Below are 20,597 nucleotides of genomic sequence, written 5' to 3' on the forward strand. Positions count from 1 at the left end.
TTTATTAGTTTTAAGAAAAGAAAAATCCGCTTATGGGCACTCAGGGAGGTCATAATTCCAATGTGGTTAACACGCTAACAGCAGCGTACAGCAAAAGTGAATATGACGATTGGGTTGAGGATGCGACTCTTTTTTATACATCCGAGCTAAAGTGTTTATACAATCATGCAGTCTCAGTATCTTTTACTTCGTAGATCTCCAGCCAATCTGCGGTTTCTCTTATTGAATCTGTGGTCAATTCCATTAAAAGTTCGTCTATGTCAGACATTGAGGCCTCAGTACGCTTAAGCTCAAGCAGTTGCTTGTTGTAGATCAGAAATACTTCGCGAGAACTGAGCGAACGCTGCGCGGAAATTTCGAACTCTGCATGATTACGAATGGCAAATGCGGTAGTGCCCAGAATGGGAAGCCACGTGGCCAGTAATCCTAAAAATTTAGACAGGGGATAACTTTCGGGCCCCCAAATGCCAAGCAGAATTTTTACGCCGATGATGAGAATTGTACTCCAGAACATCAGTTCGCTGAGATGCGCTAAACGATGTCCCAGTAGCTTCATGGAAATAGCATTTTGCGTATGATACTGGTATTGCCTGGCCACCCATTGGCCTCTGGAAAAATGAATAGCATCGTTGATGTATGCTCTGTCGACGGTATGCCCAGAGAAACCTACCCAGCGCACAACGGTCTCAATATACAGATATGCCCAACATCTTTCAGGCCCACCATGTCCAAGAAGGTTACGGCCGACAATTTGTTCACGATCGCGAAAACGACGCATAGGATAATTTGTTCCAAAGAACGACAGAAACAGGGTAGGGCGTAAAAACTCTGCTATGCATCGGTACTCTAGCCATTTGTCATGCAGACTACGCTTATGGTCCTTCCGGTAGAGCCAGTAAATCACAACCAGGATACTCATTTCAGCGATGGCAAAAATAAGCGGCAGAGTAAAGTATTTACTTTTGTCAGCAAAGGCGATAGCCAAAGATGCGATAATAAGCGCTGACGCTGCGAGGACGTAGATGAAGACAAAGATACTTCTATGTATGGAAGCGTAATGAGATGCTAATCGGTCTGCGCGCAGATAAGCAGCATAGTAGCGGTGACTGGACAGATTCTGAAAGTGTTCACACATATGGCTGACATTTGTCTTAATTTCGGCTTCAACAGGCAATTGTTTGTCTAGCTTAGATAGCTCCTCATTCAATTGATCGGTGGAGATAAACCACGATTTAAGCAGTGAGAACCCGTAGTGGAGCGGATTGAAGTGGCTGCGTTCAATTTCGATTGGGCCACTACCGTTAAAATCAACTTCTGCTGTATGCTCTTTGCATTCAACCGATTCTTTGGCGTAAGTATCAAATTTAGCTAAAATTTTATCTGCCAGCGGCAGCGAGGTGTGAGGATCAGACTGGGCTAATATGGTATCAAACAGCAAAATATGATTGAGCCATTGATTGAGCGAAGAAACATTTAGCGGTTCCTGGCTTTGACCGTTTTCGGTTGAAAAAATCAGCCGAACGTTATCCGAATGTTCAGTATCAATCCATATGACGGGGATCTTGGCTTTGTATGCCTGCGCTACCGTATAGGTGGTACCGAATCCATCGCGTTTTTGCCCGTCATACAAGGCAACTACCAGATCACAGTTTTTAATTAACGACTCACCACAGTTTTTGTACGCCTGGTCTGCATTTTTTCTTTGTCCATCTAACTCGAGCACCCGGCTGTGTTTGGACTGATAGCCGGCTGCTTGCAACAAAGCATAAAATTCTTGTTTTGACGCCTCGTCGAAATCAGTAGCGTATTCCTCCGCCTTAAAAGGGAGGATGCAAGAAAGTTCAAACTTATTTTTTACTAAGCTGGATTCTACCAATAGCCTGTCCGCACCATCTGCCAAGGAAGAAATTACTCTAAGGATGGGGGGCGTTGCAGCGTATAACCTGCGCGCGTGAGGATGTTGATAGCATTTTGCCAACTCTGTGTAAATTAGATCATATATTGACTCGATTTGTTGACTTAGCTTAGCGTTAGTAATTGAAATATTGTCATGCTTGCGGTGACCTGCTACAGCCACTCTCAGGGTCATAGGCACCAGCGGGGTGCTAGCAAAGTACTGATAGGAATTTTCGTGGCGAGCATGTTCCATCACTTCTCCATTAAGCTTCAAAATATAGCACCTGGGCGAACAGGCAGTTAGAAGGTATGTCACCGATGACGAAAATCCACTTCCGGTAGCGCAGCAAAATTTGATATGCAAAAAACCGCAATTCTTTCTTTTTATAGCAGTTACTCCTTTCATTTAACAGTAACTGTACTAATCTAGTTGTATGTTTTTTGTCCAGCGAGAGCGTAATGGCCCAGTGCCGTATTTTCGTATCATCTCCTGGGGACGTTGCTGTAGAGAGGACACTGGTTGGCAGTGTAGTTGAGCGACTCAAAGCTAAATTTGGTCACAGAAGTCACATCAAATTGATATTATGGGAGCAACTGCCATTAAACGCTTCTGACTCCTTTCAGCCCCAGTTGCCGGCTTCTTCAGAGTGTGAGCTGTTTCTGCTCATTCTATGGAAGCGGATTGGCACACCGCTGCCCGATTCAGCATTGCCAGATGGGTATGACGGCCCGATTACGGGCACTGAGTTTGAATTTCTATCCGCATTAAAGAGTCAAAAAAATAAGGGTAAACCTACCATTTGGGTATACCGAAAAATTAACCCCAATAAGAAATCTGGCTTAGATGAAGTGGATATTTTTTTTGAAAAATATTTCCTTGACTCACAGCAACGTCTATCTAAAGCATTTCACCAGTTCAATACGACTACTGACTTTGAATATCAATTGGAAGCACATCTGAATATTTGGCTCGATGAAAATCTGCCAACGGTTAGTGATGACGAACTGCTGAAGATTGAAAAATGGCAAAGTGGCAACCCGTATCTGGGACTCAAGCCTTTTAGATTCTCCCAGGCGAATGTCTTTCGGGGGCGCGCGGCTGCCGTAGCAGAAAGCATCGAACGGCTAAAATCAAAATCCGCCCAAGGTCATCCTTTTTTGTTAATAATGGGGATGAGTGGGTCAGGTAAATCGAGTTTATTGCGGGCAGGCATTCTACCCAGCCTATATACGCCGCAAATGGTCCCGGCAGTGAAACAATTCTATCGCGGCATTATGCGTCCTGCCGATGTTCAGGGCGATCCGTTTGCTGGACTGATATCCGCACTAAGCGCTAAGTCTGCTGGTTACCTTATCGATGATGATGATAAACCGGCTATGCTTGAGCTGTGTAAAAATGAGTCAGATAAGTTTATTGAGTATCTGGGCAACGCGTTGCAGAAATGGCCTCCACACAGTCAACTGGTGATAGGCATTGACCAGTTCGAGGAGCTTTACAACGCCTCCTCGATTGATATCGAAACACAACGCGCTTTTGCTCGTATAGTTCAGCGTTTAGTTGATCAACTAAACGTATGGGTGGTGGTGACGCTGCGTAGCGATTGTTATCACTTTTTAACCGACACCCCCGAACTGCTTGAGCTTAAACAAGATGGTGGTCAGCTAGATTTACAGCCGCCGGCACTTTTCAATATTAAACAAATGATAACAGAGCCTGCAGAGTTAGCCGGTTTGCAGTTTGAGCAAGGGCATGACGGCGAATTACCTCTGGATGAGGTCATTGCCCAGAGTGCGGCTAAATCTCCTGAGAGTCTTCCTTTGTTGGAATTTACCTTAAGCCAATTGTATGAAAAACGCAGCGCAAGCGGACTACTAACGTTTGCATGCTATGAATCGATAGGCGGAATAGAAGGCGCCATTGCCAGTCATGCAGAACATGTTTTCGAACAGTTTAAACCGGCAGTTAAAGCCCGTTTTTCCACTATTTTTAATCAGCTTGTTACCAGTGTCTCAGACGGTCGTTACTCACGTCACTGGGCTTACCTGGCAGAGTTATGTCGTAACAAGCATTCAAAAGCGCTTGTAGAGGGTTTTTTAGAGGCGCGTTTGCTGGTATCTGAGTGCAACCCAAAAGGAATTGAAGTGGTTACTCTCGTTCATGAATCGCTATTTCGTCACTGGCCACGTTTGGCAGAGTATTTGGAAAAAAACAAACGACTTCTGCATTTACGCAATGAAATTGATCAACAAGTTAAACGCTGGTTGGCCAACGGCAAAGATCCGGCTTTACTGCTAAATGCAGGAAAGCCATTGGAAGACGGGAAGGCTTTACTTAAAAGCCCATTAGCCCTGGACAAAGAAGCGCGCCAGCTCATTCTTTTGTCGGTCAAACGGGCGAATTACAATAAACGCATACAATGGAGCGCGGTTGCGGCGCTGGTTCTCATCACGCTATATGCCACGTGGGCATCAGTATCAGCCACACAAAGCCAACGCATAGCAGAAACAAGCCTGGCAAAAAGTCAGGATCTAATAGGTTTTTTGGTGGGCGATTTATACAGTCAGCTGAGTAAGCTTGGCCGCTTGGATGTCATGCAAAGTATTGGTCAAAAAGCGTTAAATTATTTCGTAGAGTTAGATCCCAAACGCGCGACGAATGAAGATATCGCTAATCGAAGCAAAACGTTGTATCAAATTGGTAGCGTTTACATAGAGTTGAATCAACATGAGTCAGCCCTTGAAGCCTTCGCTGAAAGTAGAAAGTTGCTGGAATTACTGACCCGGGAAAATCCAGATAATTATGAATACCTGTTCGAATATTCTCAGGCTACCTACTGGGTCGGCTATACCTATTGGCTGGGAAAACACTTTGCGAAGGCTCAGCAATTTTTTGAGCAGTATCTTGATATCGCCAATAATTTAGTTGCATTAAAACCGAATGATAGTAGCGCCAAAATGGAAGTTTCCTATGCGCTTTCCAATCTTGGTACCATGGCGGGAAGTCTGAATAAACATGAGCTGGCTAAGGAGTATTTTCAAGCATCAATTGCCAATAGTGAAACCATATTAGCGCGCGAACCGGACCACGATGACGCCCTCTGGTCACAGGCCGATGCAAATTCATGGCTAGGCAATGCTTACCGGAAGCAATTGGATTTAAAAAAAGCGCTGAAATACTACCAGGACGAACAGCGGGTTTTTAAGTCGCTAGTAAAACAGTCGTATAGCTATCACAATCGCTACGATTTGCTTCTTGCAACCAATCGTATCTTGGGTTTAAAGAGTTATCTGGGGCAATATGACAAAGCGCTCGAAGGGTATTATGCGTTACTGAACGATATTAAGTATTTAGTAAATCATGATCCCGACAATAGCCGGTGGCGTCATACTCACGTCATTTTGCTGGCCGACATTGCAAAAAATGAATTTTTGCAGGGAAACTGGTTAAAAGCAAAGCAGTACTTTAAAAGAAGCTTTCGAATTACTCCTAGCCTGCCAACAAATATAGAACGAATCTGGGTAGATGATTACGCTGAGCGTCACTATTGGTATTGGCGATTTCTGTATGCTCAGGGTGAAACTAAACAAGCCCAAATAGTGGGCAACCAAATCATGTCATTATCGAGCAAACCAGCTAAAGTTTGGCAAATTCGCTATGCAAGCAGAAGTGCACAGCCCGTTGATTTTGAAAACGCCAGGAAAAAAACAGACATCGCTGGGCCGGACGCGTTGATTGCCTATCTCGAATACGCCATTGCCAATAATGATGATGAAACCAGCCGAAAGCTTGCGTCCTACGTCCCAGAAGAAATGTGGAAAAATTTTGATTTAAAAGAGCTGAAACTTTTACTTCCGCCTAAAGAGTTGAGCCTTTCCCAGCAATAGTGCGGAAAATACACAAGCTGTAGGAATAGGTCATTGCTTTTAAAGAAGATGAGCATGAATTTATTGTGTGCTTACTTAACAAAAAAACAGGAGCTTTTATGCGTAACATTAAACCCAATCAACCCATGCTACTTAAACTTTTAATTTTAACTGCCGCTTTTATTCTTTTTACTACGAGCAGTTTACCTGCGTTGGCTGATGGAGCCACTAACCAAAATTCAGTTGAAGTGAAACTGGTACCCTCTGCGGATAACCCGGCAGATCTCATTTTATATATGGGAAACGAAAAAATTGAAGTGATTGACTTTCCGAAGGGTAAGAAATTTATTCAGTTCGCGTTTCCAGCCGAATACAGCAACTACAGTATTCGTGTATTTGAAATGAATGAGGTTGCCGATAAGACGCGAATAATGGACCTCTATAAAACCAATCCCGCGCAGGGGATTGAAGCGTTTGATAAGCAATGGGAGGGTAAAGCGTCTAGCCAACAAAAAGGCCACGAATTTAATCTGCGTGAACCCAAAAACCACAATATGGTTTTACAAAACTTAAATCGAGACGGTACTAGAGAAGGGACGTTGCACGATTATATTCTTAAGTTTACGGTGAACGGAAAAACCTATTTGCATGATCCCCAGATAAGAAATCGCGATTAATCGCGCATGGATAGGCACGCTTAGTAAAGCTTACTACCCCAGTCCAGCTTACTACGCAGCACATTGAAATAGTTATATCCTTTGGGATGAACGAGTGCCAAGGTATCAGCACTCTTGCGCACTCGAATTTCATCGCCGGGCAGCACAGGTAAAACGATATGGCTATCACAACTTACCTGTAAGCTGTCACTGTTAACTTTAGATACGCGCATGGACACTTCACTGTTGGCGTCTACCACTATGGGGCGGGAACTGAGCGTGTGAGGAAACATGGGAACGAGAGTTAATGCGTCAAGTCTAGGCATAATGATAGGACCGCCGCCTGATAATGAGTAGGCTGTCGAACCTGTGGGGGTGGCAACAATCAACCCATCAGAACGCTGACTGAACACAAACTGGTTATCGATGTAAATTTCAAATTCCATCATGTGCGCGACTTTCCCATGGTGAAGTACCACTTCATTCACCGCGCAATTATTGCTTTTTAACTGTTCATGGCGATATACGCCCACTTCCAGTAAAAAACGCTGTTCGACAACGGTTTCGCCTGCAAAAATCAAATCAAGTTGGGATGAAATTTCATCGGGACTGATATCAGTTAGAAACCCCAGGTTACCTCGGTTAACGCCCACCACGTGAATTTCAAAGCGAGATAAAACCCTGGCAGCCCCTAACATGCTGCCATCGCCTCCTACCACTACAGCAAGATCAGCTTGTTTACCTATTGTTACCAGGTTTGCAAACGGCGCGTCCACATCGGTCATCTCGGTGGCTAAGCTTTCCTCAAGGAGTATTTCGCAACCTTTGTTTTTAAGATAGGCAATAAGTTCGTCAAGACTGTCCTGGGTAGCTTCATGACTTGGTTTGCCAATTAAGCCGACGGTTTTGTATAACATTAAGATGCTGATGTCCGTAGTAAAATCAGGGGGCTACCTTGGACATTAGCACACATGACCAGTTGAAAGAAAGTGTTAGCGCGCAGTCCAGCCACCATCCAGGATCATAGTCTGACCAGTAATGTTACGAGCATTATTGCTGATCAGGAAGCTTGCGGTGGCGGCCAGTTCTTCAATACTTATAAAGGCTTTCTTGGGCATGGGTTCCAACATGATTTTGTTCACCACGTCTTCTTCAGAAATTCCGTTTTCTTCGGCCTGAGCTTTTATCTGTTGTTCCACCAATGGGGTTTTGACATATGCTGGGCAGAGGGTGTTGATAGTAACATCACAATCCCCGGTTTCCAGCGCTACCGTTTTTGCAAAGCCAAGCAAACCATGTTTGGCGGCTACATAAGCCGATTTGTAGGGTGAAGCAATCACCGAGTGAATTGAACCTACGTTAATAATTCGCCCAAAATTACGTTCACGCATACCTGGTAAAAATGCTTGAGTGAGTAGGGCAGGGCCCACCAGCATTACATTGATCAACTGTTGCCATTTATCTGCAGGAAAGGATTCCAGTCTGGAAACATGCTGAATGCCGGCGTTATTGATCAAAATATCGATAGGCGTGGCTGACAAGTTTTCAGCGGTCTGCCGGACCTGCTCAGCATTGCTTACATCCAGCGCTATCGATGCGGCACTTAAACGACGAGACGTTAATTTTTCACTCGCTGCTGAAGCGGCTTGAAGATTTAGATCAGCCAACACTACATGGTGACCTTGTTGCGCTAAATGCTCAGCGATACCAAAACCAATACCGCTGGCGCCGCCGGTAATCAAAATATTCCGTTTAGTCATCGGTGTCCCCATTGTTCAACTTTTCAACGATGGTCATCACGGCTTTGATTTGCTGACCTTCGGCGGTGGCGTATTCCGCGGAGGTATATCCCCACCAATCCCAGCAGCCCTGAGGATTAAGCGGCATAAACATGGACTTTTTGGTTTGCGGATACACCACGACCATATTGTTGCTGTCTGCCCATTCATTTATTCCTGTATTTTGCACATACGCTTTTCCTACCGCTTCGGCATACTGATTACAGCCATGAAAACTGATATGCACCTTGCATAGATTCCCGTCAGCACAGGATTGAGGAATATAAATATAACCTGTGTCCGCCATGGTCTTAGCCGATTCGCCTGCTAAAGCATGTTGATTGAATGCAAGCAGTTCACCCGAGAGCTCAGCTGTTGGGGGATCCAAATCACCGATAAGCTTTGTAAGCATTTCGCCGGCGGCATCGTAATCGCAACTTCCCAGGTAAGGTGTATCAGAAGTTAAGCAAGAGCCGCCTTTTTCTTTAGTAGGAAATAAATGTGCAAAGGGTTTGTCATTCACGTAGGTCACATTCGGTGCGCCCACCCAGCTTTGATATTGCTCAAATAGCAAATCAGAAGCTGCTGCGGTGACTTTGAGATCTTTAGTTCCGTGAAGAAGCCAGACCTTATCGCCTTCGAGGTTACTTAATGCTGCAATTTTTCCTTCTTTAGCCCACGTAACGGCAGACTGATTCAGTGTTGATAAGTCAACCGGTGTGTCCATTTTGCTGACACACTGATTTAGCGCCACCGTAATATCATTCTGTCCACAAAAATAAGGTCCTGCTGCAATAATTCCTGCTCCGTTCACTTTGTCACTGTGGGCCACATGGAACTGTGTTGCCATATAACCGCCGGAAGACAACCCTGAGACTGTCATATCTGACACATCCAAATTAAGTTTTGGCAAGGGAGGAGCTGCAATAGCATAAAGAGGAAGCGATATAGCTGACACTAATGTAAAGCGCGCAAACTGCATAATAATATTACCTGACAGGGTTATTTAAAAAAGTGGTGATAGCAGTTGCATGCTGCTGCACATTCACCACACCTTCCAGATGACCAAACTGCCCCTGTAGAGTAAGCAATTTACTGGATTCACTGAGCATTTGATGGGGCGTATCCACAAGATAGGGCATCAGCAATAGGTCGCTGGCAGACGGTAAAAAGAGACTGGGGGCGGCCACGTCTGCCAGCCCTTTGTTCAACGATGTGCCGTGACCGGCGACAAACAGCTGGCAAGCCCGCGCCAAATAGAGCAGGGAATTTGCGTCCATATTTTCAGCTCGTGCTGTTGCGCGCTGTTTTAGCCATTTAACGATACTGTGGGAAGATGTAATACGAGTTAGGGGCGCTGCCTCTAAAGGAGTGTAACCGAGTGTTTCACCTTGTTGATTGAAAAACTCAGGGGTCAGTGCTTGCTGGGTGATAAGCATGAGCGAAGCGGTGAGACCATCGATCGGCATGTTGTCGCGCGAATAATTACCGTTCTGCCAGTTAGCGTCTAATTTAATCGGTAGCGTCCATTGTTCCAGTAATGCTGTGGTCCAGGCATCACTCTCTCCTGCGCCTATTACTGAAATCACGCGCTTTACCTTATCAGGATAAGCAGCAGCCCAGTCCAGCGCCTGCATGGCCCCCATAGAGGGACCAATCACCGCATGCAATGACGCTATGCCCAAGCGCTGCAAAACCGCTTTTTGAACATTGACAAAGTCGCGAATGGTGACCACGGGAAAATCTAATCCCCATGGTTTATTTGTAGCAGGGTTGATACTGGCGGGCCCGGTGGTGATCACGTGCTCGTCATAGACATTAATGTTAGCCAGTGAATCCACGCTGATGACAAAATATTTAGTTGTATCAATGGCCTTGCCGGGGCCGATAATCGCATCCCAATATCCCGGTGCGGCATCATTATGGCTGTATTTTCCAGCAGCGTGGGACGTTCCGGTAAAATAATGGGTTATTAAAATAGCGTTGCTTTTATCTTTATTAAGCGTGCCGTAGCTTTCCCACCCCACTGTAACTTCTGGTAGTACAGTCCCATTGAACAACTCAAATTGTTGAGCGGTAAAAACTTGCTTTTCAACCAGTGGCTCATTCGTGGCAGGCTCCGCCTTTGTAAGCACTGCATTACAAAGAATTAAGCAGAAAAAGATATATTTTCTCATCAGCAAGCTCACATTATTGAAAACAGACCAATTGCCATAACCAGGCCAATAAGCGGCACGACTACTGTCAAGGCTGCCACTGCGTTATACGCTGCTTTGTGCGTTTCATGGCAGATAGCTCTGATTGTGGTGACCACGTATCCGTTGTGGGGAAGAGAATCCAGCGCACCCGATGAAATGGAAACAATGCGATGTAATTCGTCTGGTTCTACTCCTTGATCCAAATAGTGAGGTGCTACCAATGGCAACGCAATCGCCTGCCCACCAGAAGCGGAGCCTGTTAACCCGGCAATAACACTCACCGCTATTGCCGCGCCGATAAGTTCATTGCCGGGGATCTGGGTCATCAAGTCTACGGTTTGCTGGAAAGCAAGGGTACTTTTGGCAATCGAACCAAAGCCCACCACCGCGGCGGTATTGCCTATTGCCACTAATGCGCCCGTGGTGCCCAGATTAATGGCCTGTGGCATATTATGAAAATGTTTGTGGTTAATTATCATAATGGTTAAAACACCCCCGCCCAGCGCAACAATCAAAGCAAGTTGGGCGAGTTGCTCATGTAGCGAAAACGATAACACCAACACCACAATAAGAGGAATGAGCCCTGTAATCGGGTGAGGGTAGTCGCGTTCGGGAATATGGGGGTCATAGTCTCGACTGTCGAATGCTTCACCGTTGGCAACGGCCTTGCCAATCATTTTCTTCAGCCACCAGTAACCGAAGGTAGCCATGAAAACGGCGACCACTAAGCTCACTTCCCAACCGGCAAAAGGAGAAGTGCCTAGATACTTAATAGGGATCCAGTTTTGAATTTCGGGTGAGCCTGCGGAGGTCATGGTGAAAGTTACCGAGCCAAAAGCAAGGGTGGCCGGAATGAATCGACGAGGCAAATTGGCATCTTTGAATAAGCTCAAGGCCATGGGATAAACCGAAAAGGCCACCACAAACACACTGACGCCGCCATAGGTCAGGATGGCGCACGCCATGACCACTGCCAACACGGCGTGTTTAAAACCCAATTTGCCGACTATCCAGCGCGCGACAGCATCTGCAGCACCAGTGTCTTCCATAAACTTACCAAAGATTGCACCCAGTAAGAACATGAAAAACCAACTGGCAATAAATCCAGAGAAGCCGCTCATATAGGTTTCTACAAAGTTATTTTCGCCTACAAAGACGGGCAACCCACTGGTAAGGGCGACGATCAACGCACATGTCGGCGCTGCGATGAATAAATTCATTCCGCGTATGGTGAGTATAATCAGTAAAACCAGACCGCCTATCAGGCCAATCAAACTTAACATAGTCTATTCCGCTTATTGTTATTCTCTTTATCTGCAAGACAGATAGTCAGAATTTAGGTAAATTGTGAAGTGATCTCAAGCACTTGCCCATAGTACGATGGTACTACATAAAAAAATTCTTGCTTGTTTTAAAGTGAGGGCAGAAGTACTCAGTTTCGATGTTGTCGTTACCACGGTACGCATGAAAATAAATCCACCCGTTTAGCCTTATTAAAACAAAAACGAACAGGGAACCGATATGCCACACACATTAAAACACGCCAGATGCTTTAACAAGACACTGTGCGCAACCGCTGTTGCGGTTGCCTGTTTCAGTGGGCCAGTTGTCAATGCACAAGAGCAGGTGGAACCTGCTGTCAACGAAAAAAAATTAGAGCGAATCGAAGTCACCGCACGAAAAACCACTGAATCGTTACAAGAAGTGCCAGTAGCGATTACGTCAATAGGCGAGAGTGAGTTAACTGAAAAGGGAATAAGTGTACTTACCGAAGTACAACAATTTTCACCCAATACGACCTTGCAAACCAGCCGCGGTACCAACTCTACGTTAACCGCGTTTATTCGTGGTGTGGGTCAACAAGATCCGCTGTGGGGGTATGAACCTGGAGTAGGCATTTATATTGATGATGTGTATCTGGCACGGCCGCAAGGGGCCGTTCTTGACCTGTTGGATGTGCAACGGATAGAGGTTTTGCGGGGTCCTCAAGGGACACTTTACGGCAAGAATACTATTGGCGGTGCGGTTAAGTATGTCACCAAAGAAATGTCAGGTGATACGCAATTTACCGCCAAAGCCACGGTGGGTAGCTATGAACAGCGTGATATAAAGCTTTCAGGGCAAGTACCCATTGTTGAGGATGTGGTTTACCTAGGATTTGGCTATGCCAATCTTAATCGGGATGGCTTTGGTCATTATTTGCAGTCCTCACAACCCAATCAAAATCGTGAAAATTACAATAAAGATTTGTGGGCTGGAAGGCTTACCCTGGAAGTTCGCCCAAGTGAGAATTTATTTTTTCGCTTTGGTTGGGATAAAACAGAAGACGATTCAAATGCAAAGGGTGGATATCGGTTATTACCCAGTATTTTAACCGATGCTCCGGTACCGGATTCAAAATATGATTCCTATACCAGTTTGCCAACCTGGAACAAAGTTGAGTTGGAAGGGTATAGCTGGCTCGCCCAATACAATGTTAATGATGCGCTGGAATTAAAATACATCGGATCACATCGTAAAGGCTATTCACCGACAAATATTGATTTTGACAACACGGCGTTAGATATTTTCGACGTGCCTGCCGAATATAAAGATAAAAATGATACTCATGAGTTACAGGCTAACTATGTGGCTGATAACTTCAGCATGGTATCAGGATTATATTATTATGATGGTGAATCGTGCGGAAATTTTGATGCAATTCTAGGTGTGCTTGGACGAACTGAGTTTGGGTTGCCAGGAATTACACGGGAAGTCAGCGGGTGTAATAACAGTGAAAGTTGGGCGGCTTACGCCCAGGTCAATTATGATATTACCGAACAGTTATCTGTTTCAGTCGGTGCGCGTTATACCGACGAAGAAAAGTCGGCTACCGTTAACAATGGACTGGCGTTTTACAATCTTTATCCTTACTCAGGATGGATTGACGGCTTTGTGCGACCAGAAGGGGAGCTTGTACCGCAAGTATTAGGTAACGATCCGGATGGAGATGGCGTTTTTTCTGGCCCCTCAGTGGAAAACTGGTCACGTTTGACTCCGCGAATAGGGGTTGAATACCAGATGAACCCTGACACCATGTTTTTTGCGAGCTACGCGCAGGGTTTCAAATCCGGTACCTTTAACCCGCGAGCGAGTGGGCCTGAGCCGGGAGTGGACCCTGAAGTAGTGGATTCTTTTGAACTAGGTATGAAATCGGATCTCACTGAAAATTTCAGACTAAATGCAACCTTATTTAGCTATGTGCATAAAGACCGTCAGTATATTGGTATTGAAGGAGACTCAAACGATCCTACTGCACTCGAGCAACGTTTACGCAACGCTGCTGAGACAGAGGGGCAGGGGATAGAAGTAGAGATGACCTATGTCGCGACCGACAATTTACAATTTGATGTTGCGTATGGATATATCGATTTTGATATTGTTAAAAACGACGCCATTCCACCCTTAGTCGGCTTAGCTTCAACCCCCGAAAACACCCTGAACTTTGCCGTCAATTACTTGCTCGATACCGATTGGGGAAGTGTGATTTTCAATACTAACTACTACTACCGAGATGACTATCTGTTGTTTGAGACAAGCGAACTGATACAACAGGAAGCGTATGGTATGGTAAACGCCAGCGTGAGTTGGGAAAGTCCCAAGGGCGACTGGTTTGGTGGCCTTCACCTGAAAAACATCACTGATGAAGAATATCTTGTGGGTGGCTACGATTTTGTTACACAAGATCCTGTCACCGGCGCGCTTGGGCCGGGGCTCGGCGGAGATACCACGTTAATTGGATATTATGGCGATCCGCGTACCGTTCATTTAACCGTGGGTTATCGGTTCTAAAATGTTAGTAGAGGGCGACATTAAGCCTTAGTCGCCCTTTTGTTTAATCCTTGCTATTTCTTGTATGATTCTACACAGTAGTAAAAAACTCGTAGATTCCCCATGCAACCTAAAGTACTCATTGCTGACGACCACCCTATCTTTCGCGCTGCTATGCGCCACGCGCTGGTAGATATTATTGGTGATAACATGGTTGAAGCAGAATCGTATCCGCAAACGCATTCCGTCCTGAAAGCTGATCCTGATATTGAGATCGTGTTTTTAGATATAAATATGCCGGGTAACGAAGGGTTGACTGGCCTCAGTGAGATAAGAGCCACCTTTCCCGATATCATTGTTGTGATGGTATCTGCCGAGGAATGTCAGCATCTTATTCGCAAAGCAATCGCGCTTGGCTCTAGTGGATACATCCCCAAATCCACGTCGCTGCCGGTGCTCAGCCAAGCTATAAGTCAGATAATCGAAGGAGAGCAATGGTTACCTGAAAACCTCAGTGGGGCATTGCCTGATGTGCAAAATACAGCGCAGGAAGAGTTTGCCCACCGAGTGACGCAACTTACACCTCATCAATTTACTGTCTTACGATTAATCGCTGAGGGGTTGCTCAACAAACAAATTGCCTACCAGCTAGATATTTCAGAGTCCACGGTGAAACAACATGTTTCAGCAGTGCTTCGAAAACTTAACGTGATTAACCGAACCCAGGCAGGAATCGTCTTTAAGCAGGTAGTGGGGAGACAGTGAACTAAATACTAAAGAATATTTTCTTACAGCTGTTTACCACTAAGTCAATCTACTTCTGCTACTTTTGTCACGAAAGGAGAAGTAGATGAAATTATCATTATTATTGTCTTTGTTAGCAGGCGTTATGTATTGAGCAAAGTCGGCCAAAGCCAGTGCCGATTCTCCATTCTCAGTCGTAATCTTACAGCAAGATACTCAACTTTTTGCTGCATTTAATCGCTGCGAGCCAGCAAAATGGCGCCTTTATCGGGATCTAAACTTTGAATTTTATCTAGACAACGATGATCCGACATTTACCCGCAAGGACTTGGAACCGGCTTTTCTGGATAGATGTAAAGAAGGTGAGAAAGCAAACGTGATCAGAGAATTTGTACCCGGAGATCATGAAGTCCTTCCAATTCAAGGTGTCGGTGCAGTGCAGTTTGGGACGCATCGGTTCTTATTACAACAAACAGATGGGAGCTTCAAAGAAGTTGCGCGGCCCCGCTTTGTTCATTTGTGGAAAAAGAAACAGTGGAAGATTATTCGTGTGATTAATTATGATCATTAGTACTGATAGTGTTCTGCAAAAGTAGTTTTATCATCCTCTTCAGCGCAACCGGTTTGATGGGTTTAGGTAAATAACCTAGTTGCGCCGATTCAGCTTCATCTCGAATACCTTCATTTCGATTGGCGGTAATCAATATTCCCGGCACTTCCGCTGACCAATAGATTCGTAACTGACGTGCTACATGGGTCCCTACTTCCCCGTGATCAAGGTGATAATCCAGCAGCATTAATGATGGCGGCTCAGGGCATCTCGCCAGCACTTGTGCCAAGCTTGAAGCAATAATGACTTCAGCTCCCCAGTCATTCAATAGTGTGGTCATGGCGTTAGCTATTTGTGGATCATTTTCCAATACCAGTACCGTGTGGTCGGTTAGTGGATTTTGGATTAGATTAATTTCTTTATCGTCAGGCTGTTTAATTGCTGCCACTGTTTGGGGGGCTATTCTCGGAACGGTAATCGTGAATTGGGTGCCTTTGTCTACTTCTGATTGCAGCGATACACTGAGACCAAGCAATTCGCTGATACGTTCAACAATGGTCAAGCCCAAACCTAAGCCGTGGTTCGTGTCGTTTCCTTCCAATTGATGAAATTCATTAAATATTTCTTTTTGCTGATGCTGTGGGATGCCTAATCCACTATCGATGACACAAATATTGATAGAGGAAGTGTTGCAACGTCTGATGCCAACGAGAATGCCCCCCGATTTGGTATATCGAATAGCATTGGAAATAAGATTTTGCACAATTCTGCGTAAGAGGTTTTTATCTGAGCGAACCCATACCTGGGTGCGAACATAACGAAGGTTTAAAAGCTTCTGTTGAGCAATAATTGAAAACTCGCTTACCAACGGCTCCAGCAATTCGTCTAAGGAAAACGCGGTTATGTTCGTCGTCAGTCTGCCAGACTCAAGCTTTGTCATATCCAGCAACATAGAAAGTAAGCTTTCAGCACTATTAAGTGAATTAACTAATCCTTGCGCTATCTGTCCAGCCTCCGTTCCACTGGTTTTTTGCGCCAACATAGAAGCGAACAAAGTCGCTGCGTTAAACGGTTGCATAAGGTCATGCCCAGCCGCCGCCAGAAAACGTGTTTTGCTTTGATTAGCTTTGTCCGCATCAAGTCTGGCATGGTGAAGTTCTTGTGTGCGTTGACGCACTCGCAGTTCGAGATCGTCCTTAGCCGCTTTCAGTTGATCCTGAATTTGAATGTATTCTGTGATATCACTATAAGTGGTGACATAGCCGCCGGCGGGAAGAGGATGGCCATTTAGTTCTATAACTTTACCGTTATTATGTTTACGAACATGTTTATAGCGACTGCCAGAGCGCATATAGGTAACGCGCTTATCGATTTCCGCTTCAACATCGCATCCTGTGGCCAATAGCCCTCGCTCGGCATTAAATTTCAGCAAAGATTGGATTGGCATTCCGATCTGCAAATATCCTTTGGGATAATCGAACAGCTGTACATAGCGAGGGTTCCATGCAAGCAAACAAAGCTGTTGATTTAATACACAGATACCTTGTTCAATATTCTGCACTGATGATTGTAAAACTTCATGATTAAACTGAAACGATTGCGAGGCTTCTTCTACCCATTCCACCAGTTCCGGGATAGTTTCCTGTTGCGAGTCGGCAATGGCAGTCAGTAAAATCCTCGCGCTGGGATTTCCCACCTGAACAGTGAGTAATTTTTCCACTTTAGCCAATAAGGAATGACTCGCATAACCTGAGGCCGAATCTGGGGGCTCATGATAATTCAGTTGTTGTAAAAAAGCTTCATGTGCAGCTGGCTCAAGCACTCTTTGCGTCAGGTGCAGCAAGTCATTTATTCGGATCGCAAGCTCAGGAAACGAAGAGCTTTCAGGTTGACTCTGCTTGGGCGAAGTTCGTTGAGGTAACAGAATGCTAACTGCTACAAATACACCACAATTCACCAGCAAACTTAATATGAATCCATTCGCAAGCTCAGTATCAGTAGGGGCTGGGTTGAAATAATAACTTGATAGCAAACTAGGATAAAATAACCACATTACCCAACATAGAAAACCTGCGATAAGGGCGCACTGTGCCGCGAGTCGGGTACTTTTCTGCCAGTACAGGCCAAACATCAGGATAGGGAATATCTGCGCCAATAAGGCAATAGCAATACTGCCGGTTTTCACTAACGGTGCTGATTGACTGACATTGATATGATACCAATAGGCTATGCTCAATACTGCTATAATGGTCAGCCTTCTAATAGTTAGCAGACTGCGGGCCTCCACGGAAGTGTGATGTTTGCGGTTAATCGCCAGCTGAAGCCAAATTGGAGTAAATAAATTGTTCGCCATCATGACCCCTAAGGCAAGAGTAGCGACAATCACCATACTGGTAGCTGCAGAAATTCCACCTAGAAAAGCGATAACAGAGATAACGGTTGCATTACTTTGAATGGGTATCGCCAGTACAAATGCATCTGTTTTGACAAGTTGAGTGTCCAGTAAAAGTTGGCCAGCCAGCGCAATGGGAAGAATGAAAATTGTCATTCCGATAAGGTAGGCAGGGAACAGCCAGCGGGCTTTACGGAGTTCGCTGTCACCGTTTTGTTCGATGAAGTTCATATGAAACTGGCGGGGTAGCACAAACATGGAGCACACTCCGAGTAACATATGGCATATATAGACCCAGGGTGCTGCATCAGCAAACAGCACCCTGCGTGCTTCAGTAGATTGTGAAGCCTGGGCAAACAGATCAAAAAAACCATCAAATAGGCTGTAACAGACAAATAAACCGACGACAGAGAGGGCAGCTAATTTGACAATGGATTCTGCGGCAATGGTTAATAGTAAACCCGGGTGCTTACGCGTCAGGTTTAAGGTGCGAGTACCGAAAAAGACAGCAAACAACGCCATAATGGCGGCGACGTATAGTCCCACTGCATTAACCGAGGTGTCAGAGCCCGTTATCAGGTTGATACTCTCAGTGATGGCATCGAGCTGAAGGGCGATGTATGGAACAACGCCGACAAAACATAAAATAGTAACGGTGGCGGCGAGCAAGTGACTATTGCGGTATTGCAAGCCAATCAGATCAGCCAAAGAGCTAATGTTGTGCTGTTGGCACAGGCGACTGACTTTTCGCAGTACACCAAAGCCAAACAGCATAGTCAGGATAATACCAGAATAAGTCGGTACAACGGCCCAGCCATACTGTGATGCTTGGGTAACAGTGCCAAAAAAGGCCCACGAAGTGCAGTGTACCCCCAGGCCCAGACTATATAAGACGGGATGCTGTTGATTATCCTGCAGGTTTTTATCGCCCCAGAAAGCAATGAGAAACAACACTACCAGATAGCCTACGACCAGTAGACCAACAGTCCAAAGAGTCAACATCGTACGTTCGAATTTACGTCTTTATTATGCTTTCAACCTACCACAATTCATTCGAAGCGTGTGGAATTATTATCTACATTCTGTAAATGTGTGACTCAGGACTGAACAACAAATTAAAGTGGGGCGTTTTATTGAGAGAACATCGTTTTGGCTTTTGATGTGTTTTCAGTGGAGACAACTTACTGCTTGGTTCTGGCCTCGGGCCTCACTATAAACCAGCTAGCCCCCACCGCACTGGCGAAACATGTGTACAGCAAAACAAATACCCAATCGGGAGCGTTATAATAAAGTAACTGTTGTAGCCAATGTTGTATAAACGAACCCGCGTAGCTAGCTTGACCTGCTTCAGTTCTTAACGCAATTTCCCAATGGGTTAAAGGACACCTTGCTCCCATCCACGCTTGAACCGTAACAAAGACAATGGCAAGTAAATGGAGTATCCGGAAGGTTCGAATCCTGACCCATTGCCAGCCCATAAAATATCCTACATAAACCGCTACCAGTCCTAATACGACAAATAAAACGAATAGAACGTGTACGATCAATATCGCATCGGCCAAAAATATGAATAGCGATTCTCTCTTCACTTTTTCTCACTTCGTTGCAACGTTGCCCGCACAATGTATGGATATGGTGAACTCTGGTTAGGGGAAGAAATCCTGGCGCTTAGGTGAAATAAGTAAGCCAAATAATGTGCAAAAGACTTGTCTGAATTTAGCACAGTTAGGCTATAAAGGGGTTATTGCAAATGGATACATGGATTGGCTTGTTGAAACGGGATATTTGTTACTGCTAGTGGGTGTGGAAGGTACGTACTATGAATCATCATTTTAGTCCATGCAGGTACCGTTTAAGACGACGCAGAAAAAATGCATAGATAATTGGATAGCGGTTAATTTGAACTTATGCGAAGTTATCGCATCGAGCAGGGCAAGGATTCACCTTTTCCTTTGCACTAAATTATAAGCAAAGAGAGAAATTTTTCTGCTGCTTAAGAAATGTTGAAACGGCTTCCTCAGGAAGCCGTTTCAGAAGGGCATGGTTATGACCTGCGACCCTGTTACCTTAATCAAGTTTAACTTACAAGGTCATATTCAAACGCACTAGATACGTTCGTTTAGCTCACCAGCAAGTGGGGACTCCATTAAGCCATTCTCAGAAACCCATGCACGCAAAGTTTTGCCATCTTTCTCAGGCGCATTCAGTTGGCTCTTAGGCATTTTCTTTACCAGCAAGGTGCCAGCTTCAACGGCATTGTTTAGAAATGCTGTACGAAGCAGGCTTTGCCCGTCACAAGAAATACCTGTGTAATAATCTTGTAATTTCAGACGGTAGTCAGTCTCTACCTTCTTCATTTTTTTACGCAGTTCACCTTTGTCATCTACTTTCACGATATTACAGATGTTAGCAAGATCGGTCTCAATATTTGCTTGTGCTGAGCCAGCAAAAATCAGAGATGCGGTAGCCAAAATGATAGAAGCTTTAACAGTTTTCAACATAGTCATATCCTCAGGAATTTAGTCGTTATTTGTGTTGAGGATGCGGATTAAACGGGAATTTTTGGCTGTTGGAAAACGAGTAAGTGATACATTGTTATAAAGAAATATACGCTTTATGCGCAGGTGGTAGAAATGATTTGATTAGGTTAGCTTTTTGCGCATTAAATAAGTAGCGCTAACCTATTGCAGCTTATAGAGTTTGGTACAC

The 20,597-nt window shown here is 45.0% G+C and carries 13 protein-coding genes; 4 read left to right on the forward strand and 9 right to left on the reverse strand.

Annotated elements, in window-relative coordinates; translation table 11 throughout:
- Nucleotides 1-163: 163 nt before the first annotated feature.
- Nucleotides 164-2,170, reverse strand: a complete 2,007-nt coding sequence (locus OPS25_RS05430; protein WP_265616620.1) for a hypothetical protein — start codon at nt 2,168-2,170, stop codon at nt 164-166.
- 185 nt (nt 2,171-2,355) lie between these two features.
- Here OPS25_RS05430 and OPS25_RS05435 point away from each other — a divergent pair, with 185 nt between their 5' ends.
- Nucleotides 2,356-5,781 carry a tetratricopeptide repeat protein gene (locus OPS25_RS05435; RefSeq protein WP_265616621.1) on the forward strand — a complete coding sequence of 1,142 codons (3,426 nt, stop codon included), beginning with the start codon at nt 2,356-2,358 and terminating at the stop codon, nt 5,779-5,781.
- A gap of 98 nt (nt 5,782-5,879) precedes the next feature.
- Entirely contained in the window at nt 5,880-6,437 is a 558-nt protein-coding gene (locus OPS25_RS05440) for a hypothetical protein (RefSeq protein ID WP_265616622.1), read from the forward strand.
- Nucleotides 6,438-6,457: 20 nt separating this feature from the next.
- Here OPS25_RS05440 and nadK read toward each other — a convergent pair whose 3' ends face one another.
- The 5 genes from nadK to OPS25_RS05465 all read right to left on the reverse strand — a co-directional run bounded on the left by nadK (nt 6,458) and on the right by OPS25_RS05465 (nt 11,675).
- Nucleotides 6,458-7,333 (reverse strand): NAD(+) kinase, encoded by an 876-nt coding sequence (gene nadK, locus OPS25_RS05445; RefSeq protein WP_265616623.1) that lies wholly within the window; start codon nt 7,331-7,333, stop codon nt 6,458-6,460.
- A gap of 75 nt (nt 7,334-7,408) precedes the next feature.
- Nucleotides 7,409-8,176, reverse strand: coding sequence for a 3-hydroxybutyrate dehydrogenase (locus OPS25_RS05450; RefSeq protein ID WP_265616624.1), 768 nt, complete (start codon nt 8,174-8,176; stop codon nt 7,409-7,411).
- A complete protein-coding gene (locus OPS25_RS05455; RefSeq protein WP_265616625.1) occupies nt 8,169-9,176 on the reverse strand; it encodes an extracellular catalytic domain type 2 short-chain-length polyhydroxyalkanoate depolymerase in 1,008 nt (335 codons plus the stop codon). The genes OPS25_RS05450 and OPS25_RS05455 overlap by 8 nt, the downstream gene beginning before the upstream one ends.
- A 7-nt stretch (nt 9,177-9,183) precedes the next feature.
- Complete coding sequence (locus OPS25_RS05460) at nt 9,184-10,371, reverse strand: E22 family MetX-like putative esterase (protein WP_265616626.1); 1,188 nt, start codon at nt 10,369-10,371, stop codon at nt 9,184-9,186.
- 8 nt (nt 10,372-10,379) lie between these two features.
- Complete coding sequence (locus OPS25_RS05465; protein WP_265616627.1) at nt 10,380-11,675, reverse strand: GntP family permease; 1,296 nt, start codon at nt 11,673-11,675, stop codon at nt 10,380-10,382.
- A 238-nt stretch (nt 11,676-11,913) separates the two neighbouring features.
- Here OPS25_RS05465 and OPS25_RS05470 point away from each other — a divergent pair, with 238 nt between their 5' ends.
- On the forward strand, nt 11,914-14,223 hold the full coding sequence (locus OPS25_RS05470) for a TonB-dependent receptor (RefSeq protein WP_265616628.1): 2,310 nt from the start codon (nt 11,914-11,916) through the stop codon (nt 14,221-14,223).
- Nucleotides 14,224-14,325: 102 nt separating this feature from the next.
- Nucleotides 14,326-14,967: a LuxR C-terminal-related transcriptional regulator gene (locus OPS25_RS05475; protein WP_265616629.1), complete on the forward strand. Its 642-nt coding sequence runs from the start codon at nt 14,326-14,328 to the stop codon at nt 14,965-14,967.
- Nucleotides 14,968-15,500: 533 nt separating this feature from the next.
- On the opposite strand, the gene OPS25_RS05480 is transcribed toward OPS25_RS05475, so the two are convergent.
- The 3 genes from OPS25_RS05480 to OPS25_RS05490 all read right to left on the reverse strand — a co-directional run bounded on the left by OPS25_RS05480 (nt 15,501) and on the right by OPS25_RS05490 (nt 20,389).
- The gene (locus tag OPS25_RS05480) at nt 15,501-18,890 is read right to left on the reverse strand and encodes a PAS domain-containing hybrid sensor histidine kinase/response regulator (protein ID WP_265616630.1); all 3,390 of its coding nucleotides are present in this window, start codon (nt 18,888-18,890) and stop codon (nt 15,501-15,503) included.
- A gap of 179 nt (nt 18,891-19,069) precedes the next feature.
- Nucleotides 19,070-19,477 (reverse strand): DUF2784 domain-containing protein, encoded by a 408-nt coding sequence (locus tag OPS25_RS05485; protein WP_265616631.1) that lies wholly within the window; start codon nt 19,475-19,477, stop codon nt 19,070-19,072.
- Between the two features lie 516 nt (nt 19,478-19,993).
- Nucleotides 19,994-20,389, reverse strand: a complete 396-nt coding sequence (locus OPS25_RS05490; protein ID WP_265616632.1) for a DUF3718 domain-containing protein — start codon at nt 20,387-20,389, stop codon at nt 19,994-19,996.
- Nucleotides 20,390-20,597: the final 208 nt, after the last annotated feature.

This window comes from Alteromonas aquimaris, from assembly GCF_026183695.1.
GTDB lineage: Bacteria > Pseudomonadota > Gammaproteobacteria > Enterobacterales > Alteromonadaceae > Alteromonas > Alteromonas aquimaris.